The following is a 16743-nucleotide window of genomic DNA, read 5'->3' as shown; positions in this document are numbered from 1 at the left end:
GTCCCCCGGGCGGGGTGGGGGGGTGGGTCGTTGTGTTTCGACAACAACCCCGGGCGGGGCTGGGAAACCAGCCCGTCCGGCGTTTTGCGTGGTCACTTCCTCCGCAGCGTCACCGCCGCGCCCACCGCCGCCACCACCAGCAGCACCGCACCCGCGATCGCCGCGCCCTGCATCCCGCTGGTGAACGCCTCCCGTGCGGTGTGCAGCAGGGCCTCTCCCGTGTGCCCCGGCAGCCGGCCCGCCGTGGCCAGCGCGCCGCCCAGCGTCTCGCGGGCCTCCGCCGGGGCCGTGGCCGGCATCTCGTGGCGGTAGACGGCCGTACCGATCGACCCCAGCACCGCCATGCCGAGCGCCCCACCGAACTCGGTGCTGGTCTCCAGCAGCGAGGAGGCCGTGCCCGCCCGTTCCACCGGCGCGCCGGTCATCGCGAGGTCGGTCAGCTGGGACATGATCGCGACCATCCCGCAGGCCAGTACTCCGGCTCCGGTCAGCACCAGCCACAGCGAGTCGGTGCCGACGAGGGCGAGCAGGACGAACCCGCCCGCCATGGCCGTGAAGCCGCCGGCGACCACATAGCCCCGGTCGACGCCCCGCTGGACCAGCTGCGCCGTGACCGGACCGGCGACGCCGATGAAGACCGAGGGCAGCAGACTCCACAGCGCGGCCTCCAGGGGGCTCTTGCCGAGCACCGCCTGCAGGTACTGCGTGGTGAAGATCGCCGAGCCCATCATGGCGAGCGAGGCGACGAGGTTCAGGACCAGCGCCGGGGTGAAGCCACGGCGCTTCAGCAGGGCCGGGGGGACCAGCGGGGAGGTGCCGGTGCGCTGGCGGTGGACGAAGAGCGCGGCGAAGAGCAGACCGACGGTGACCGAGACGACGTACAGCGGGTGCCAGCCCTCGGAGGGGATCTCCTTCACGCCGTAGATCACCGGGAGCACGGCGGCCATCGACAGCGGGACGCTCGGCCAGTCGAAGCGGCCGGGGGAGGGGTTCCTGGACTCGGGGAGCAGGACCGGGCCGAGCACCAGCAGCATCACCATCGCGGGCAGGTTGACCAGGAAGACCGAGCCCCACCAGAAGTGCTCCACGAGGATCCCGCTCATCACCGAGCCGAGTGCGATCCCGCCGGTCATCACGCCGGACCACAGGCCGATCGCCTTCGCGCGCTGGCCGGGGTCGGTGAACATCGTGCGCAGCAGGGCCATCGTGGACGGCATCAGGGTCGCGCCGCCGATGCCGAGGATCGCACGGGCCGCGATCAGGGTCCCGGCGCTGTCGGCGTACGCGGCGAGCAGCGAGGCGCCGCCGAAGGCCGCGGCGCCGATCAGCAGCAGCCGCCGGCGGCCGATGCGGTCGCCCAGCGCGCCCATCGTCATCAGCAGACCGGCCAGGACGAAGCCGTAGATGTCCAGGATCCACAGCTGCTGGGTGCCGCTCGGGCGGAGGTCGGCGCCGATCGCAGGGAGGGCGAAGTAGAGGACCGAGACGTCCATCGAGACAAGGAGCAGCGGCAGCATCAGCACGCCGAGTGCGGTCCATTCGCGGCGCCCGGCAGGGGAGTTGGTCTCAGGTGTGCTCGTGGTCGTACTCGTCGGGTTCGTCATGCCAAGGAATGTACGGGCGTCTTAAACGCATGTCTAGAACGCTTGTATAAGTCATCCGTCTAGGACGGTTGTATGGATCCCGGGTAGGCTGGCCGGCATGGGACACCGTGAGGATCTGCTGGACGGCGCCAAGCGCTGCCTGCTGGAGAAGGGGTTCGCGCGGACGACGGCGCGCGACATCGTCAAGGAGTCGGGGACCAACCTCGCCTCGATCGGCTACCACTACGGCTCCAAGGACGCGCTGCTCGCACAGGCCTACATCGCGCTGGTGGAGGAGATGTCCTTCGAGGGCGGCGACGGCGGGCTCACCGGCGCGCCCGGCTCGCTCGAGCGGTTCCGCGAGGTGTGGTCGAACATCGTCGACAGCATGCGCGGGCCGGGCTCGATGTGGCGGCTCAGCGTGGAGATCGTGACGATGGGCGACCAGATGCCGGAAGTGCGCGACCAGTTGGCCCGCGCCCAGCGCGAGGGCGGGCGGGGGCTGACCTCGCTCATGATGGGCGTGCCGGAGGAGGAGGTCTCCGACGAGACCGCCGACACCCTCGGCCGCTTCTACATGACCCTGATGTCGGGCCTCATCTCGCAGTGGACCTTCGACCCGAAGACCGCGCCCGACGGGGAGGCCCTTACCGAGGGCCTCCGTCAGATCGTCGAGGCCGCCACCCGGACCTGACCCGCGGCGGGGAAGGGCAACGACCGCGAGCGGGCGGTGACTACAGCCGTGCCCTCTTGAGCGCCATGTGCAGCAGCAGCCGGTCCTCCCCGTCGTCCAGGTCGAGGCCGGTGAGCTGCTCCACGCGGGACAGACGGTAGTACAGGGTCTGCCGGTGGATGCCGAGGGCCGCGGCCGTGCGGCCCGCCTGGCCCGCGCAGTCCAGGTACGCCTCGGCGGTTCGGGCCAGTTCCCGGTGGGCCGGGGTCAGCAGGACGGCCACCGCCGGGTCGTGCGAGGCCTCCGGCGGCAGCGTGGTCAGCAACCGGTACGGGCCGATCTGCGCCCACTCGGCGACCGGCCCGAACCGGGGCTCGGCCAGCGCGGCGCGGGTGGCCGCGGCGGCCTCCTGCCAGACCGTGCCCAGCTCGGCCAGGCCGGCCCGGGCCTCGCCCACCCCCGCGGCGCAGCCCTGGGCCGCCACGCCCGTGAACCCGGCGGCGACGGCGGCGGCCGTGCGCGCCCCGGCCCCGCGCGCCGACCGGGCCTCGTCCGCCTCCTTGAGCAGCCGCGCGGCGGCCGTCAGGGCGGGGGTGACCGCGTCCGTGCTGCGCAGCCGGACCAGGACGGCCAGGCTGTGGCCCGTCGCCCCCCACGGCAGCGTGCACAGCGCGGTGGCGTGCGGGACCGTGCGCGGGGACGGGGCGTCGTCCGGGTCGGCGGACGGCCAGGGGGCGACACAGACCATCGTGTGCGGGCCGTCCGCACGGGCGCCGAGGGCGGTACGGAACTCGGCCACCGCCATGTCCCGTTGCCAGCCGCGCTCCGCCACCAGCACCGCCCGCAGCTCCCGGCCAAGACCCGCCCCCGCCTGCGCCTCGTCCGCGAGCAGCGCGCCGATCCGCCCCGCCACCCCCATGGCGGCGGCCAGCTGGGCGTCCGTCGGACCCGGATCGTCGTCCAGGAGCCAGACATAGCCGAGGACGACACCCCGATGGCGTACCGGCAGACAGATCCTGCCCCGGTACACCCCCGCCTCCGGCGTCGGCGGGATACGGACCGGTCCGGTCGCCCGGGTGATGCCGAAGCCCTCGAACCAGGTGCGGACCGCCGCCGTGGAGCGCCGGGTCAGGATCGAGCGGGTCCGGACCGGGTCCAGCTCCGACGGATCGAGGTCGCCCTCGCTGTCGTACGCCCCGAAGGCGATCAGCTCGAAGTCGCGGTTCTCCAGGGTCGCCGGGACGCCCAGCAGCTCGGAGATCTCGTCGACCAGCTCCTGGTAGTCACCCTTGAATTCGGACGTCACCCGGGCATTCTCCCGCAATTCACGGACGCCTTCATACATCTGTCTGAGATCTGCGGCACGGATGCGTGACAGCTGTCGATGGCTCACGATCGGAGAGATCCCTAACTTTCACGGTGGTTCTCCGTGCCGTATCCATACCGTCGGATCGCGGCCGTTCTGGCATGTGTTGTGGAGGTGCCCCGTGCTGGGTCCCGTGATTCTCGCCGCGTCGCGCAGCGACCGGATGCGTCGTCTCATCTCGGCGGCCCCGGTGACGAAGCAGGTCGTCGACCGCTTCATCCCCGGTGAGTCGGTCGACGACATCGTCCCGATCATCGAGGAGCTCACCGGCCGCGGCCTGGAGCTGACCATGGACGTCGTCGGCGAGGACATCACCACCCCGGAGCAGGCCGGCGCCGCCCGGGACGCCTACCTGGCGCTCGTCGACCGGCTGCGCGAGCTGGGCCTCGGCGAGCGCGTCGAGATGTCGGTGAAACTGTCGATGTTCGGCCAGGCGCTGGACGGCGGCCACGAGCTGGCCCTCGCGAACGTCCGGCCGGTCGTCGAGGCCGCCGCCGCCATCGGTACGACCGTCACCCTCGACGCCGAGGACCACACCACCCTCGACTCGATGTTCGCCATCCACGAGGAGCTGCGGAAGGACTTCCCGCAGACCGGCTGCGTCATCCAGGCCTACCTCTTCCGCACCGAGGCCGACGCCCGCCGCCTCGCCGCGGCCGGCAGCCGGGTCCGCCTGGTCAAGGGCGCCTACAAGGAGCCCGCCGAGGTCGCGTACCAGCAGAAGCACGAGATCGACAAGGCGTACGTGCGGACCCTCGGGACTCTGATGGAGGGCGAGGGGTACCCGATGGTCGGCTCGCACGACCCACGCCTCATCTCCATAGCCCAGGAACTCGCCCGGCGCGCCGGGCGCAAGTCCGACGAGTACGAGTTCCAGATGCTGTACGGCATCCGGAGTGATGAGCACGTGCGCCTTGCCGCCGAGGGCCATCGGATGCGCGTCTACACCGCCTACGGCACCGACTGGTACGGCTACTTCATGCGGAGGCTCGCGGAGAAGCCGGCGAACCTGCGCTTCTTCGTCCGCTCCATGCTCAGCAAGGGCTGAGGCGTACCCCTCCCGCCCGCCGCACGCCCTTCTCCCGCCCGCCCCCTGGCAACACCCGCTCACGTACAAGGAGTTACGGATCTCATGGACGCTGTGACCCAGGTCCCCACCCCCGTCAACGAGCCGGTGCACGGCTACGCCCCCGGCTCGCCCGAGCGCGCCCGCCTGGAGGCCAAGCTCAAGGAGCTGGCCGAGAACCCGATCGAGCTGCCGATGACCATCGGCGGCGAGAAGCGGCTCGGCGGCGGCGAGCAGTTCCAGGTCGTGCAGCCGCACAACCACAAGGCCGTCATCGGCACCGGCCGGCACGCCACCCAGCAGGACGCCCGGGACGCCGTCGAGGCGGCCCTCGCCGCCGCGCCCGCCTGGCGCGCGATGTCCTTCGACGACCGCGCGGCCATCATCCTGCGCGCCGCCGAACTGCTCTCCGGCCCCTGGCGCGAGACCATCGCCGCCTCCACCATGCTCGGCCAGTCCAAGACCGCCCAGCAGGCCGAGATCGACAGCCCCTGCGAACTGGTCGACTTCTGGCGGTTCAACGTCCACTACGCCCGGCAGATCCTCGCCGAGCAGCCCCCGGCCAACTCCCCGGGCGTCTGGAACCGGATGGACCACCGCCCGCTGGAGGGCTTCGTCTACGCGATCACGCCGTTCAACTTCAGCGCGATCGCGGCCAACCTGCCCACCGCCCCCGCACTCATGGGCAACGTGGTGGTCTGGAAGCCGTCCCCGACCCAGACCCACGCGGCCGTCCTGCTGATGCAGCTGCTGGAGGAGGCCGGGCTGCCCAAGGGCGTCATCAACCTGGTCACCGGTGACGGCATCGAGGTCTCCAAGGTCGCCCTCGAGCACCGCGACCTCGCCGGCATCCACTTCACCGGCTCCACCAAGACCTTCCAGCACCTGTGGAAGACGGTCGGCAACAACATCGAGAAGTACCGCACCTACCCGCGTCTGGTCGGCGAGACCGGCGGCAAGGACTTCGTGGTCGCCCACCCGTCGGCCGACCGGGCGGTGCTCAAGACCGCGCTGACTCGCGGCGCCTTCGAGTACCAGGGCCAGAAGTGCTCGGCGACCTCCCGCGCCTACATCCCGGCGTCCATCTGGAACTCCGGCTTCAAGGAGGAGTTCGCCGCCGAGATCGAGTACCTCACCATGGGTGACGTCACCGACCTGTCGAACTTCATCGGCGCCGTGATCGACGACCGTGCCTTCGCCAAGAACAAGGCCGCGATCGACCGCGCCAAGGAGGACCCGACCTGCACGATCGTCGCGGGCGGCTCCTACGACGACTCGGTCGGGTACTTCGTCCGCCCGACCGTCGTCGAGTGCTCCGACCCGGAGAACGAGGTCTTCCGCACCGAGTACTTCGGCCCGTTCCTCGCCGTGCACGTCTACGAGGACGACCAGTACGACGAGATGCTGACCCAGATGGAGTCGGTGTCCGAGTACGCGCTCACCGGCTCGGTCATCGCCGGCGACCGCGCGGCGGCGGCGTACACGATGGAGAAGCTGCGCTACGCGGCCGGCAACTTCTACATCAACGACAAGTCGACCGGCGCCGTCGTCGGCCAGCAGCCCTTCGGCGGCGGCCGTGCCTCCGGCACCAACGACAAGGCCGGCGCCCCGCAGAACCTGCTGCGCTGGACGCTGACCCGCGCGATCAAGGAGACCCTGGTCGCCCCGACCGACTACTCCTACCCGCACATGGGCTGACCCACAGCCCACCCGAGCCCGGGGGGGGGGGGGGGGGCCCCCCCCCGGCGGCGCCCCCCCCCCCCCCCACCCCCCCCCCCCCCGCCGCCACCCGCGCGGCGCCCGCGCAGGAGGGGGCCGGGGGCCCCCGCACCTAATACCCCACCCCCAAGAGGGCCTCACCCACAGCCCACCGGCGCGGGGGGGGGATTCCGTCCCCCACGAGCAGGCTTCCCGGCCCGTTCCCATACCCCGCCCGACGGCGCATCAGACGGCGCGGACCAGGATCTTGCCGGTGTTGCCGCCGCGCAGCATCAGCAGGAACGCCTCCACGATCCGCTCGAAACCGTCGACCACCGTCTCGTCCGCCACCAGGGCACCGCTGCGCAGATGCGGCACGGCGAAGTCGTACAGCTCCTCCTGCGCGTCCTGGTGGTTCCGCACCAGGAAGCCCTCGATGCGCAGGCTCCTCTCCACCACGCCGGCGTGGTCGAACACCACCGGAGGAGCGTCCGGGGTGTTGTACTGGCTGATCGTGCCGACCCGTACCACCCGGCCCCGCTCGCGCAGCGCGCCGATCGCCGCACCCAGGTGGTCGCCGCCGACGTTGTCGACGAAGAGGTCGATGCCGTGGGGGGCGGCCCCGGCGAGGAGGGCGGCGACCGGGGCGGTGCGGTAGTCGAAGGCCGCGTCGTAACCGACCTGTTCGGTCAGGTACCCGACCTTCTCCGGGCTTCCCGCGCTGCCGGTCAGCCGGCCGGCGCCGAGCAGCCGGGCGAAGCGGCCGGTCGCCGTGCCGACCCCGCCGGCCGCGCCGGAGACGAACAGGTCCTCGCCCTCGCGCAGCCGTGCGATCCGGGTGAGCGCGACGTAGGCCGTGAGCCCCGTGCCGCCCAGCACGCTCAGATACGCCGACAGCGGGACGCCCGGGTGGTCGGGGATGCGCCGGACCTCCTCGGGGCGGACCACCGCGTGGGTGCGCCAGCCCTGCCGGTGCACGACGAGCTGCCCCTCCGGCAGGGACGGGGTGCGGGAGGCGACGACCCGGCCGAGCGTGCGGCCCTCCAGCGGGGCGTCCAGCTCGAAGTCGCCGTCCATCATCTCGCGGTGGTACGGATCCACCGACCAGTAGAGGCCGGCCACCAGGGCCGTACCGGGTGCCGGTTCGGGGACCGGGGACTCGGCGAAACGGAAGTGGGCGGCCGTCGGGAAGCCCGTGGGGCGGGCGGTCTGGTGCACGGTGAGCGCGTTCTCGGTCATGGCAGGGGACCGTAGGCAGGAATGCCGGGCCCGGGCAGCGGGTTGGGCTCATGGAACACGCCGATCCATGAGACGGCCTCATACCCGCAGGCGGGAGACCCCGAGTGACCGCAGCCGATCTGGCCCCGCAGGAGCTTCGCATCCTCGTCGCCGTGGCCGACGAGGGCGGCTTCTCCAGCGCAGCCGTCCGGCTCGGCGCCACCCAGTCCGCGGTCTCCCACGCCGTCCGCGGTATCGAACGGAAGCTGGGCGCCGTGCTGTTCGAGCGCGGCCGGTTCGGTGCCCGGCCGACCCCTGCCGGAGAGCGGGCGGCGGCCCATGCGCGCCGGGTGCTGCGGATGCTGGAGGTGATGGCGGCCGACGTGCGGGGCGCGGCCGGCGGCGAGGCCGCGGGCCCCCTGCGGGTCGCCGCGTTCCGCGGCGCGGCCCTGCATCTGCTGCCGCCCGCCCTGGAGCGGCTGGCCGCCCTGCACCCGGCCGTCCAGGTGACCGTGGCCGTCGTACGGGAGTTGGGGCCCGGCACCGCGGGCGAGGTGGCCGCGGGCCGGGCCGACCTCGGGATCGCGACCTTCGGCGACACCTCGGAGCTGCCCGCCGGGCTGGTCGGCGGGGTGCTGCTGGAGGAGCCGTACTCCCTGGTGCACCCGGCCGGGCATCCGGCGCCGCGCTCCCTCCCGCTCGTCGACTGGAAGGAGAACTGCGGCTCCTACACCCGCGACTGGTGGGCCGCCCAGGACTGGATCCCGGCGGCGACCGTCACCGCCGAGGACGACGGGGCGGTGCTCTCGATGGTGGCCGGCGGTCTCGGCATGGCGATCATGCCCGCGCTCTCCCTCACCGCCGCCCCGCCCGCGGTGGCGATCACCGACCTCGGTCCGCGGCGGCCGTACCGCCGCGTCGGTTACGCGACGACTCCGGAACTGGCCGCCGCGCCCGCCGTACGGGCCCTGATCCGGATTCTGCGCTCGCTCGGCCGGGGGACCCCCGAACGCACGAAGGGGCAGCTCAGGGCGGTGTGACGCGGTCCGCCGTCTCAGATAGTAGGAAGTCCGAGTAATTGTGCAGACAGAAGCGAGCCGTTCCCTTACGTTTGTAGGAGCCGAACGTCTCGCTCGATCAAGCGAATGGCGGTCGTGAGCCGGGCCCCGTGCAGGCAACCCCTGCGGCACCGCTCCCCGCCCCTTCCGGCGTCTCGCAACCCCCCATTGCCGTACTCCATGTATGTCGAAGGAGTCGATTCCCATGGCCGAGACGACCGTCCGCCGCCGCGTCCGCCACGTGTCCCGCACCAGCGAGTCCGAGCGCAAGAACGCCGCCGCCGCCCTCCAGCGCGCCCTCGACCGCCGTGACAACGGCGGCGAGACCGGCCACTGAGCCCACCTGGGAACGCCGGTAACACGTGTAACACCCCTTGACCGGGAGCCGCACCCGCACGGAGTACGGCGCGGCCGGGACAGCCGCGCCGTACTCCGGGGTGTGCTGCGGCACGTACTCCGGTGTCAGCCGCCCCGCCTGATCTCGAAGTGGTCGATCCGCGCCCCGCTCTGCGCCAGCGCCGACACGCTCAGCCTCGGAGTGGTACCCGCCTCCGCCTCGACCTTGAGGAAGGAGAAGCCGGTGTACCGCACCCGCGACCACTCCACCGTCTCCGCCACGTTGTGCTGCCCCTCGGTCCAGTGGAAGCTGGGCACCGTGCCGTGCCGGGTGACGTGCCCCTCGTAGCTGTCCTTGACCCCGGACGGGAACGAGTACAGGTCCCGCCCGCCGCCGCCCGCCGTGACGTACACGATCCCGTCCCGCGTCGGGTCGGTCGAGCCGCCGACCGGGACCGCGCGGCCGACCTCGCCGCCCTTCACCGCGTCCGTGCGCTCGTAGACGTGGTTGTGCCCGTTGATGACCAGGTCCACCTGGTACTTGGTGAACAGCGGCAGCCAGGCTGCCCGGATCCCGCCGTCGGAGGCGTGCGTGGACGTCGAGTACGCGCAGTGGTGGAAGAAGACGACCACGAAGTCCACGCCCGGCGCGGCCCGCAGCTCCGTCAGCTTCTTCTCCAGCCACTTCGTCTGCCGGCCGCCGCTGTAGCCGAGGTTGGCGGGGATCTCGTACGACACGTCGTTGGCGTCCAGCGCCACGAAGCCGACGTTGCCGTAGGTGAAGGAGTACACGCCCGGCGCCCCGTGCGGGTCGAAGCCGTTGTCGGGGAGAGCGAAGCGGGCGTACTGGCCGCCGTAGCCGTCGGGGGAGTACCAGGCCTCCATGTCGTGGTTGCCGGTCGTCACCATCCAGGGGACCGACCGCGCCACCGGGTCGTTCTGCCGCAGGAACCGGTCCCACTCGCGGGCGTCGTAGCCGTCCGAGGTGCGGCCGGAGCCGTTGCCGTCCGCGTAGCAGATGTCGCCCGCGTGCAGGTGGAAGGCCGGGTTCTGCTTCAGCAGCGCGTTGTCGGCCGCCTTTCCGGCCTGGCTGACGCCCTGGTCACCGAAGGCCGTGAACACGAACTTCTCCGGACTCGCGGGCGCGGTACGGAAGGGGGTGACGGTGGCGCGGTGGTCGGGGGCGGCCGGGTCCCAGCCCTCGTGGCCGACGCCGTAGTAGTACGTCGTACCGGGGGTGAGGCCGTCCAGGGCCGCGTGGACGTAGTACTGCTCGACCACCGGACGCACCCCCTGTACCCCGGGCGTGTGCAGGTGCCGGATCTCCGCGGCGACGCGCCGGCCCAGGTCGTCCGGGCGCGTCCCGATCCGCACGAACGGCTTCTTCACCGCGAACGGCACCTGCCAGGAGATCCGCATCCGCGTCCTCGGGTCGGCGCCGAAGGCGAGATGGCGGCCGAACGGCACGACGGCCGCGCCGCGGATCGCCGAGGTGGCCGGTGCCGGGACCGCCGTCTTCTTCGCACAGCCGGCCAGCAGGCCGCCGCCCGCCACCGCGCCCGCCGTCACCAGCGTGCGGCGGCTCACCAGCCGGCTGCGCAGGTACTCGTACTGCTCGGCCATGCTCATCCGGGCGGCGAGCCGTGGCGGAATGCCGAAGTCGGGGACGGGGGGTCCGGGGGGTACCCCCCTGGAAGGCGCAGTCATAGGGGGAAACCTGCCCAGCGCAGGCCAACACCGGCCACACGTACGGGTGAACGCCGGGCGACGGAACGACGCGCGGCGTCCGTATGGCGGACAGATCGTGTCATCTCATGGGACGAGGAGTAGGGTGCCGACATGTCTCGCAGCATCGATCTCGCAGTGATCCCCGGTGACGGCATCGGGCAGGAAGTCGTGGCCGAAGGCCTCAAGGTCCTCTCCGCCGTCCTCCCCGGGGACGTGAAGCTGGAGACCAAGGAGTACGACTTCGGTGCCCAGCGTTACCACGCCACCGGTGAGACCCTCACCGACGCCGACCTCGACGCGCTGAAGCAGCACGACGTCATCCTGCTGGGCGCCATCGGCGACCCGAGCGTCCCCTCCGGTGTCCTGGAGCGCGGCTTCCTGCTGAAGCTCCGCTTCGCCTTCGACCACCACGTCAACCTGCGTCCGTCGAAGCTGCTCCCGGGTGTCGCCACCCCGCTGGCAGGCGAGCCGCAGATCGACTTCGTCGTGGTCCGCGAGGGCACCGAGGGCCCGTACACCGGCAACGGCGGCACCATCCGCAAGGGCACCGAGCACGAGGTCGCCACCGAGGTGTCCGTCAACACGGCGTTCGGTGTCGAGCGGGTCGTCCGGGACGCCTTCGCCCGCGCCCAGGCCCGCCCGCGCAAGAAGCTCACGCTGGTCCACAAGAACAACGTGCTGACCTTCGCCGGGCATCTGTGGACGAACATCTTCAACAAGGTGGCCGAGGAGTTCCCCGAGGTCGCCACGGACTACATCCACGTGGACGCGGCCACCATCTTCCTGGTGACCGACCCGGGCCGGTTCGATGTCATCGTCACCGACAACCTCTTCGGCGACATCATCACCGACCTCGCCGCGGCCGTCTCCGGCGGCATCGGCGTCGCCGCCAGCGGGAACATCAACCCGTCCGGCGAGTTCCCCTCGATGTTCGAGCCGGTCCACGGCTCCGCGCCCGACATCGCCGGCCAGGGCAAGGCCGACCCCACCGCCACGGTCCTGTCCGTCGCCCTGCTGCTGCGCCACCTCGGCTACGACGCGGAGGCCGCCCGGATCGAGGAGGCCGTCACCGCCAACCTCACCGAGCGCCAGGGCAAGCCCGCCCGCTCCACCTCGGAGATCGGCGACGCGCTCGCGGTACGAGTAGCCGGCTGACCCGCCGCGCTGCCGATCGACTTCGAAGCCGCCGGGTCGCACACGCGCCCGGCGGCTTCCCCATGCCTGCCGCCGGGTGCCACCATCAACCCCGGGTCCGCATTCACCCCGATTCCGTTCATCCCGGCCCCCGCGCGATAATCGAACGCGGAGCCGCGCTATGAGGGAATGCTCGGACGTCCTACGACGGGACAGCCGTCCTACGGCAGGACGGCTGGTCCCACGACCGGACACCGGCCGTACGGGTGTGAGCGCGGCCCATCACTACAACCGGTGAAGGACTACCACTGATGACGACGCCCACGATCGAGCTCAAGCCGTCCGCGCACCCGCTCGCCGCCGCCGAGCGAGAGGCGATCCTGGCCAGCCCCGGATTCGGCCGCCACTTCACCGACCACATGGTGATGATCAAGTGGACCGAAGGCCGTGGCTGGCACGACGGCCAGCTCGTTCCGTACGCGCCGATCCCCCTCGACCCGGCGACCAACGTCCTGCACTACGCCCAGGAGATCTTCGAGGGCCTGAAGGCCTACCGGCAGCCCGACGGCTCGGTGGCCACCTTCCGCCCCGACCAGAACGCCAAGCGCTTCCAGCGCTCCGCCCGCCGGCTCGCCATGCCCGAGCTGCCGGTGGAGACCTTCATCGAGGCCTGTGACCTGCTCGTCCAGCAGGACAAGGACTGGGTCCCGGCCCACGGCGGCGAGCAGTCCCTCTACCTGCGCCCCTTCATGATCGCCACCGAGGTCGGCCTGGGCGTCAAGCCGGCCAACGAGTACCTCTTCCTGGTCATCGCCTCCCCGGCCGGCGCCTACTTCCCCGGCGGGGTCAAGCCGGTCTCCATCTGGGCCTCCGAGGACCGGGTCCGCGCCGTCCCCGGCGGCATGGGCGACGCCAAGACCGGCGGCAACTACGCGGCCTCCCTGCTCGCCCAGGCCGAGGCCGCCGCCCAGGGCTGCGACCAGGTCTGCTACCTCGACGCGGTCGAGCACAAGTGGGTCGAGGAACTCGGCGGCATGAACCTGTACTTCGTCTACGGAGACAAGATCGTCACGCCGACCCTCAGCGGCTCGATCCTCGAAGGCGTCACCCGCGACTCCCTCCTCACCGTCGCCCGTGACCTCGGCTACGAGTCCGAGGAGGCCCGGGTCTCCATCGAGCAGTGGCAGCGCGACTCGGAGAACGGCACCCTCACCGAGGTCTTCGCCTGCGGCACGGCGGCCGTGATCACCCCGGTCGGCACGGTCAAGCGCAGCGGCGCCGAGTGGCGGCAGTCGGACGGCGAGCCGGGCGAGGTGACCATGAAGCTCCGCGAGGCGCTTCTCGACATCCAGCGCGGCAAGGTGGCGGACAAGCACGGCTGGATGCACGAGCTCGGCTGACCGGTCCCCTCCGTCGGTGCGACGCCTGGCGCCCTCCCAGGCGGGTTGCCCATACTGATGCGGTTGTTGGCTCTGCCTGGCACGGGGTGTCGCTCGATGGGGTGAACGGGGCCGCCTCTCGGGGTGTTGCGCGCGAGTGGACCACATGATCGGCGGTGGTGAATTCGTTCGACGTAACCGAGGGAGGGGTGGCCGGTGGCGCGCAAGCGGGGGAAGAAGCGTGAATTGCGCGTGCCGGCTGCCCCGTTCACGGTGGCCGCTCCGTCGGGGGCGAGGATCAGGGACCGGCTGAAGGGACTGACCGCAGCGGATGCAAAGGTCCTCGGGCTGGTCGGTGAGCATTTGGGCAGCCATCAGCGGGCTGATCTCGCCGCACGTGTGCAAGTCGGGAATGTCCCGGCGCGGCAGACCGGGCGTGCCGGGCGGAAGAAGCGGCTGACGGCTGTTTCCTCGTCGCGGTGGGCGGGGGCGATGACCCGGGTGTCGGAGGACCAGTACCGGTTGTCGATGCGCTGTCTGATGGATGAGCGGACCGGTCTGCGCCGCCGGATCCAAAAGATCGAGCAACGGCTGACGGTGACGTGCGGGCAGAAACGCGGTCGGGAGCGAGGATATGCGGACCAGGCCGAGCGCTGGCAGAAGCAGCGGCACCTGAGGAAGCTTCAAGCCCGGTTGGTGGTGGTGGAGCGGCAGATTCAACTGGGCCGTCCCTCCATCGTCGTGGGCGGACGCCAGCTCGCCGGGGCCCGTCACCGCCTCGTGGAGGCCGGTCCGGCCGAGGCCCGCTGGCGGGAGCGGTGGGAGGCTGCCCGGCTATTTCTGACCGCGGACGGGGAGTCCGGTGTGCCCCGCACGGCAACTACACCATCACCGTCGACCCCGGGAACGGTTCGGTCACGCTGGTGCTGCCGGAGCCTTTGCGGCATCTGGCAAACGCCCCGCGCGGCCGCTATCAGCTCACCAGCACCGTCACTTTCTCGCACCGCCGTGCAGAGTGGCTTGACCGGGTGGATGCCCACCAGGCCGTGCGCTACGACATCGTCCACGACCCTGCCCGTGACCGCTGGTACCTCGACGCGTCCTGGTCCACCGGCACCACCTTCTCTCCGACGCCCCAGGAGATCCGCGCGTCCGGCGCAAAGCTGCTCGCCGTCGACCTCAACGCCGATCACCTCGCCGCCGTCGTGCTGGACCCGCACGGTAACCCCATCGACAGTCCGCACACGGTCCCCCTGGAGCTGACCGGCTCCACCACCAACCGGGACGGGCGTCTGCGAGCGGCCATCAGTCATCTCATCCATATCGCGCACGAGCACGGCTGTACGGCATCGTGGTGGAGAACCTGGACTTTGCCGACGCGCGATGGACCGGCCGGGAGACCATGGGCCGTGGGCGGCGCGGTAAGTCCTTCCGCCGCGCCGTGGCTGGCATCCCCACGGCGCGTTTCCGGGAACGGCTGCGCGGGATGGCCTACCACCAGGGTCTGGCCGTCATTGCAGTTGATCCCGCCTATACCTCGGTCTGGGGCGCGAGGTACTGGACGAGCCCGCTCCAGCTGCAGACCAAGACCACCGTCACCCGGCACCACGGTGCCGCTGTGGCGATCGGACGGCGTGGCCTGGGACACAGGATCCGGCGTCGGCCAGGTGTGACCGTACCCGACCAGAGGATCGGGCGGCGGAGAGCTACCGGCCAGGCCGTGTCCCTGCCCAGGTCGCGCGGGGCCACGGGCCCACCGAGGACAGCGGGCACGCCCCACCGGGGCGGCAAGACCCGACTGCGCCCAGGTGACCAACTCGTGCTGTTCCCGGACCTCGACGACCGTTCGCGAGGCCACCAGGCCCTCACCGGCCAGGTTTGTGGCGAGTCGGCCTACGTCGGCCAACTCCCATAGGAACGGTATCTCCTCAGTCCACACGGCAAGTAGGCCCAAGTGGACGTTGGCTGACCGGTGTGGCGTCGTGGGGGTGGCCGCCCTGCTGGGGGCTGCGCCCCCAGCCTCCGCTTCGGTCTAAACGGCCTCCTCCTCAAAGGCCGGACGTGCCGAGTGAACCTGGACGGGGCCGCCATCGCTCCGGGGCTGCAGCAGTAGATACATCACGCCGCCCACCAGCCCCGACAGCAGGAAGCTGCAGTCCACCCCGCCCGTCAGTGACAGCAGCGGGCCCTCGTACGACGGGAGCGAGACCGCCAGCAGGCCGACTCCGGCGCCCAGGGTCCAGGAGACCGTGGCCCGGAGGTTCCAGCCGGCCCGGTACCAGTAGATCCCGCCGTGCGAGCGGCGGTTGAAGACCTGGAGGGCGTCCGCGTCGTACACGCCCCGGCAGCGGACGAAGCCGATGAGCGTGATGACCGCCCAAGGGGTGCCGATCGCCGTCAGCAGGAGCACGAAGGACGTCATCGCGGACTGCGCGTTCCAGGCGTAGTGGCCGACGAAGACGCAGGCCGTGGCGACGATCGCGACCGTGTAGGTGGCGCGGGCGCGGGACGCGCGGGGCAGGATCGCGTCCAGGTCCAGGCCCATCGAGTACAGCATCAGGCCCGCGTTGCCGACCGAGCCCGCGGAGGCGGAGAGCAGGAGCGGGACCAGGTACCAGGCGGGGGAGGCCGACACCAGCGGGCCGGCGTAGTCCGTCGCCGACCGCGCCGCGTACGCGGTGAACGTGCCGAACAGCTGCGGCACCAGCAGGCCCAGGATCAGGCCCAGCCAGGTCGCGTGCAGGACCCGGCGGGAGGTGTGGCGGGCGGGGGAGATGTAGCGCGTGTAGTCACCGAGGAGGGTGATGAAGGCGACCGGCCCGGACAGCCCCGCCGCGACCGCCGCCAGACACCAGGTCGGCCAGAAGCCGCCCAGCAGATAGCCGCCCGCGTCCGGCAGCGGGGAGGTGGTGAAGTGCGGGGCGTACGCGAGGATCCCGAGGAGCAGCAGGGTGGTCATGCCGACGGCGAGCACCCGGGACATGGCGAGCAGGACGCGATAGCCATAGACCGCGCCCGCCACCGTGGCCGCCGCGAGGACCCCGTAGACCACGGCGTACGACACCCCGTCCGCGGGCAGCCCGAACAGCCGGTTCAGCACGCCCACCATCACGTCACCGCCGATCCACACGGTCAGCGCGGTGTAGCCGAGGGCCAGCAGCAGGCCCACCACCGAGCCGACCAGCCGCCCGCGCACCCCGAACTGCGCGCCGGAGGAGGTGGAGAGGTTGGTGCCGGTGCGCAGCGAGACCAGGGCCAGTGGGGCCGTGAACACCGTGCCGACCACCGTGCCCGCCACGATCGCGCTCACCGACGCCCACCAGCCCAGCCCGAAGGACGGCGGCAGCCAGCCGAAGATGATCACGCCGAGGCAGAGGTTGGAGCCGAGCAGGATCGAAACCAGGTCCTTGGGCCCGCTGGTGCGTTCCTCGTCCGGGATGGTGTCGACTCCGCGCTGTTCTATCGGCATGGCTGGTCTCCTTCGACGGCCGCCTGCAAGTTAGA

At 71.4% G+C, this 16743-nt stretch carries 12 protein-coding genes; 7 read left to right on the top strand and 5 right to left on the bottom strand.

Features of this window, described 5'->3' with window-relative positions; genetic code table 11:
* Positions 1 to 92 precede the first annotated feature (92 nt).
* Positions 93 to 1604, bottom strand: a complete 1512-nt coding sequence (locus ACWGJB_RS28210; RefSeq protein ID WP_453382864.1) for an MFS transporter — start codon at positions 1602 to 1604, stop codon at positions 93 to 95.
* 97 nt (positions 1605 to 1701) lie between these two features.
* On the opposite strand from ACWGJB_RS28210, the gene ACWGJB_RS28205 reads away from it, so the two are divergent.
* Positions 1702 to 2277: a TetR/AcrR family transcriptional regulator gene (locus ACWGJB_RS28205; RefSeq protein ID WP_453382863.1), complete on the top strand. Its 576-nt coding sequence runs from the start codon at positions 1702 to 1704 to the stop codon at positions 2275 to 2277.
* 40 nt (positions 2278 to 2317) lie between these two features.
* On the opposite strand, the gene ACWGJB_RS28200 is transcribed toward ACWGJB_RS28205, so the two are convergent.
* Positions 2318 to 3562 carry a PucR family transcriptional regulator gene (locus ACWGJB_RS28200; protein ID WP_453382862.1) on the bottom strand — a complete coding sequence of 415 codons (1245 nt, stop codon included), beginning with the start codon at positions 3560 to 3562 and terminating at the stop codon, positions 2318 to 2320.
* Positions 3563 to 3743: 181 nt separating this feature from the next.
* On the opposite strand from ACWGJB_RS28200, the gene ACWGJB_RS28195 reads away from it, so the two are divergent.
* A complete protein-coding gene (locus tag ACWGJB_RS28195) occupies positions 3744 to 4670 on the top strand; it encodes a proline dehydrogenase family protein (RefSeq protein WP_453382861.1) in 927 nt (308 codons plus the stop codon).
* A gap of 84 nt (positions 4671 to 4754) precedes the next feature.
* Positions 4755 to 6386: an L-glutamate gamma-semialdehyde dehydrogenase gene (pruA, locus tag ACWGJB_RS28190; RefSeq protein ID WP_453382860.1), complete on the top strand. Its 1632-nt coding sequence runs from the start codon at positions 4755 to 4757 to the stop codon at positions 6384 to 6386.
* 246 nt (positions 6387 to 6632) lie between these two features.
* On the opposite strand, the gene ACWGJB_RS28185 is transcribed toward pruA, so the two are convergent.
* Complete coding sequence (locus tag ACWGJB_RS28185; RefSeq protein ID WP_453382859.1) at positions 6633 to 7625, bottom strand: NADP-dependent oxidoreductase; 993 nt, start codon at positions 7623 to 7625, stop codon at positions 6633 to 6635.
* Between the two features lie 104 nt (positions 7626 to 7729).
* Here ACWGJB_RS28185 and ACWGJB_RS28180 point away from each other — a divergent pair, with 104 nt between their 5' ends.
* Positions 7730 to 8644 (top strand): LysR family transcriptional regulator, encoded by a 915-nt coding sequence (locus ACWGJB_RS28180; RefSeq protein ID WP_453382858.1) that lies wholly within the window; start codon positions 7730 to 7732, stop codon positions 8642 to 8644.
* 223 nt (positions 8645 to 8867) lie between these two features.
* A complete protein-coding gene (locus tag ACWGJB_RS28175; RefSeq protein ID WP_089098576.1) occupies positions 8868 to 8999 on the top strand; it encodes a hypothetical protein in 132 nt (43 codons plus the stop codon).
* A gap of 125 nt (positions 9000 to 9124) precedes the next feature.
* Here ACWGJB_RS28175 and ACWGJB_RS28170 read toward each other — a convergent pair whose 3' ends face one another.
* The gene (locus ACWGJB_RS28170; RefSeq protein WP_453382857.1) at positions 9125 to 10705 is read right to left on the bottom strand and encodes a purple acid phosphatase family protein; all 1581 of its coding nucleotides are present in this window, start codon (positions 10703 to 10705) and stop codon (positions 9125 to 9127) included.
* Positions 10706 to 10837: 132 nt separating this feature from the next.
* Between ACWGJB_RS28170 and ACWGJB_RS28165 the strand changes: the two genes are divergently transcribed.
* Both ACWGJB_RS28165 and ACWGJB_RS28160 read left to right on the top strand, forming a co-directional pair.
* Entirely contained in the window at positions 10838 to 11881 is a 1044-nt protein-coding gene (locus ACWGJB_RS28165) for a 3-isopropylmalate dehydrogenase (RefSeq protein WP_453382856.1), read from the top strand.
* Positions 11882 to 12171: 290 nt separating this feature from the next.
* Entirely contained in the window at positions 12172 to 13260 is a 1089-nt protein-coding gene (locus ACWGJB_RS28160) for a branched-chain amino acid aminotransferase (RefSeq protein ID WP_453382855.1), read from the top strand.
* A 2011-nt stretch (positions 13261 to 15271) separates the two neighbouring features.
* On the opposite strand, the gene ACWGJB_RS28155 is transcribed toward ACWGJB_RS28160, so the two are convergent.
* Positions 15272 to 16708: a cytosine permease gene (locus tag ACWGJB_RS28155; RefSeq protein WP_453382854.1), complete on the bottom strand. Its 1437-nt coding sequence runs from the start codon at positions 16706 to 16708 to the stop codon at positions 15272 to 15274.
* Positions 16709 to 16743: the final 35 nt, after the last annotated feature.

The sequence above is a fragment of the Streptomyces sp. NPDC054813 genome (assembly GCF_053611365.1).
The sequence above is the reverse complement of the archived record's forward strand: the minus strand, read 5'-3'. Positions and strand labels throughout refer to the sequence as shown.

Coding starts and splice junctions, on each gene's coding strand:
- ACWGJB_RS28210 (WP_453382864.1), bottom strand. CDS start 1,604: ATGACGAACCCGACGAGTACGACCACGAGCACACCTGAGACCAACTCC.
- ACWGJB_RS28205 (WP_453382863.1), top strand. CDS start 1,702: ATGGGACACCGTGAGGATCTGCTGGACGGCGCCAAGCGCTGCCTGCTG.
- pruA (WP_453382860.1), top strand. CDS start 4,755: ATGGACGCTGTGACCCAGGTCCCCACCCCCGTCAACGAGCCGGTGCAC.
- ACWGJB_RS28185 (WP_453382859.1), bottom strand. CDS start 7,625: ATGACCGAGAACGCGCTCACCGTGCACCAGACCGCCCGCCCCACGGGC.
- ACWGJB_RS28175 (WP_089098576.1), top strand. CDS start 8,868: ATGGCCGAGACGACCGTCCGCCGCCGCGTCCGCCACGTGTCCCGCACC.
- ACWGJB_RS28170 (WP_453382857.1), bottom strand. CDS start 10,705: ATGACTGCGCCTTCCAGGGGGGTACCCCCCGGACCCCCCGTCCCCGAC.
- ACWGJB_RS28165 (WP_453382856.1), top strand. CDS start 10,838: ATGTCTCGCAGCATCGATCTCGCAGTGATCCCCGGTGACGGCATCGGG.
- ACWGJB_RS28160 (WP_453382855.1), top strand. CDS start 12,172: ATGACGACGCCCACGATCGAGCTCAAGCCGTCCGCGCACCCGCTCGCC.
- ACWGJB_RS28155 (WP_453382854.1), bottom strand. CDS start 16,708: ATGCCGATAGAACAGCGCGGAGTCGACACCATCCCGGACGAGGAACGC.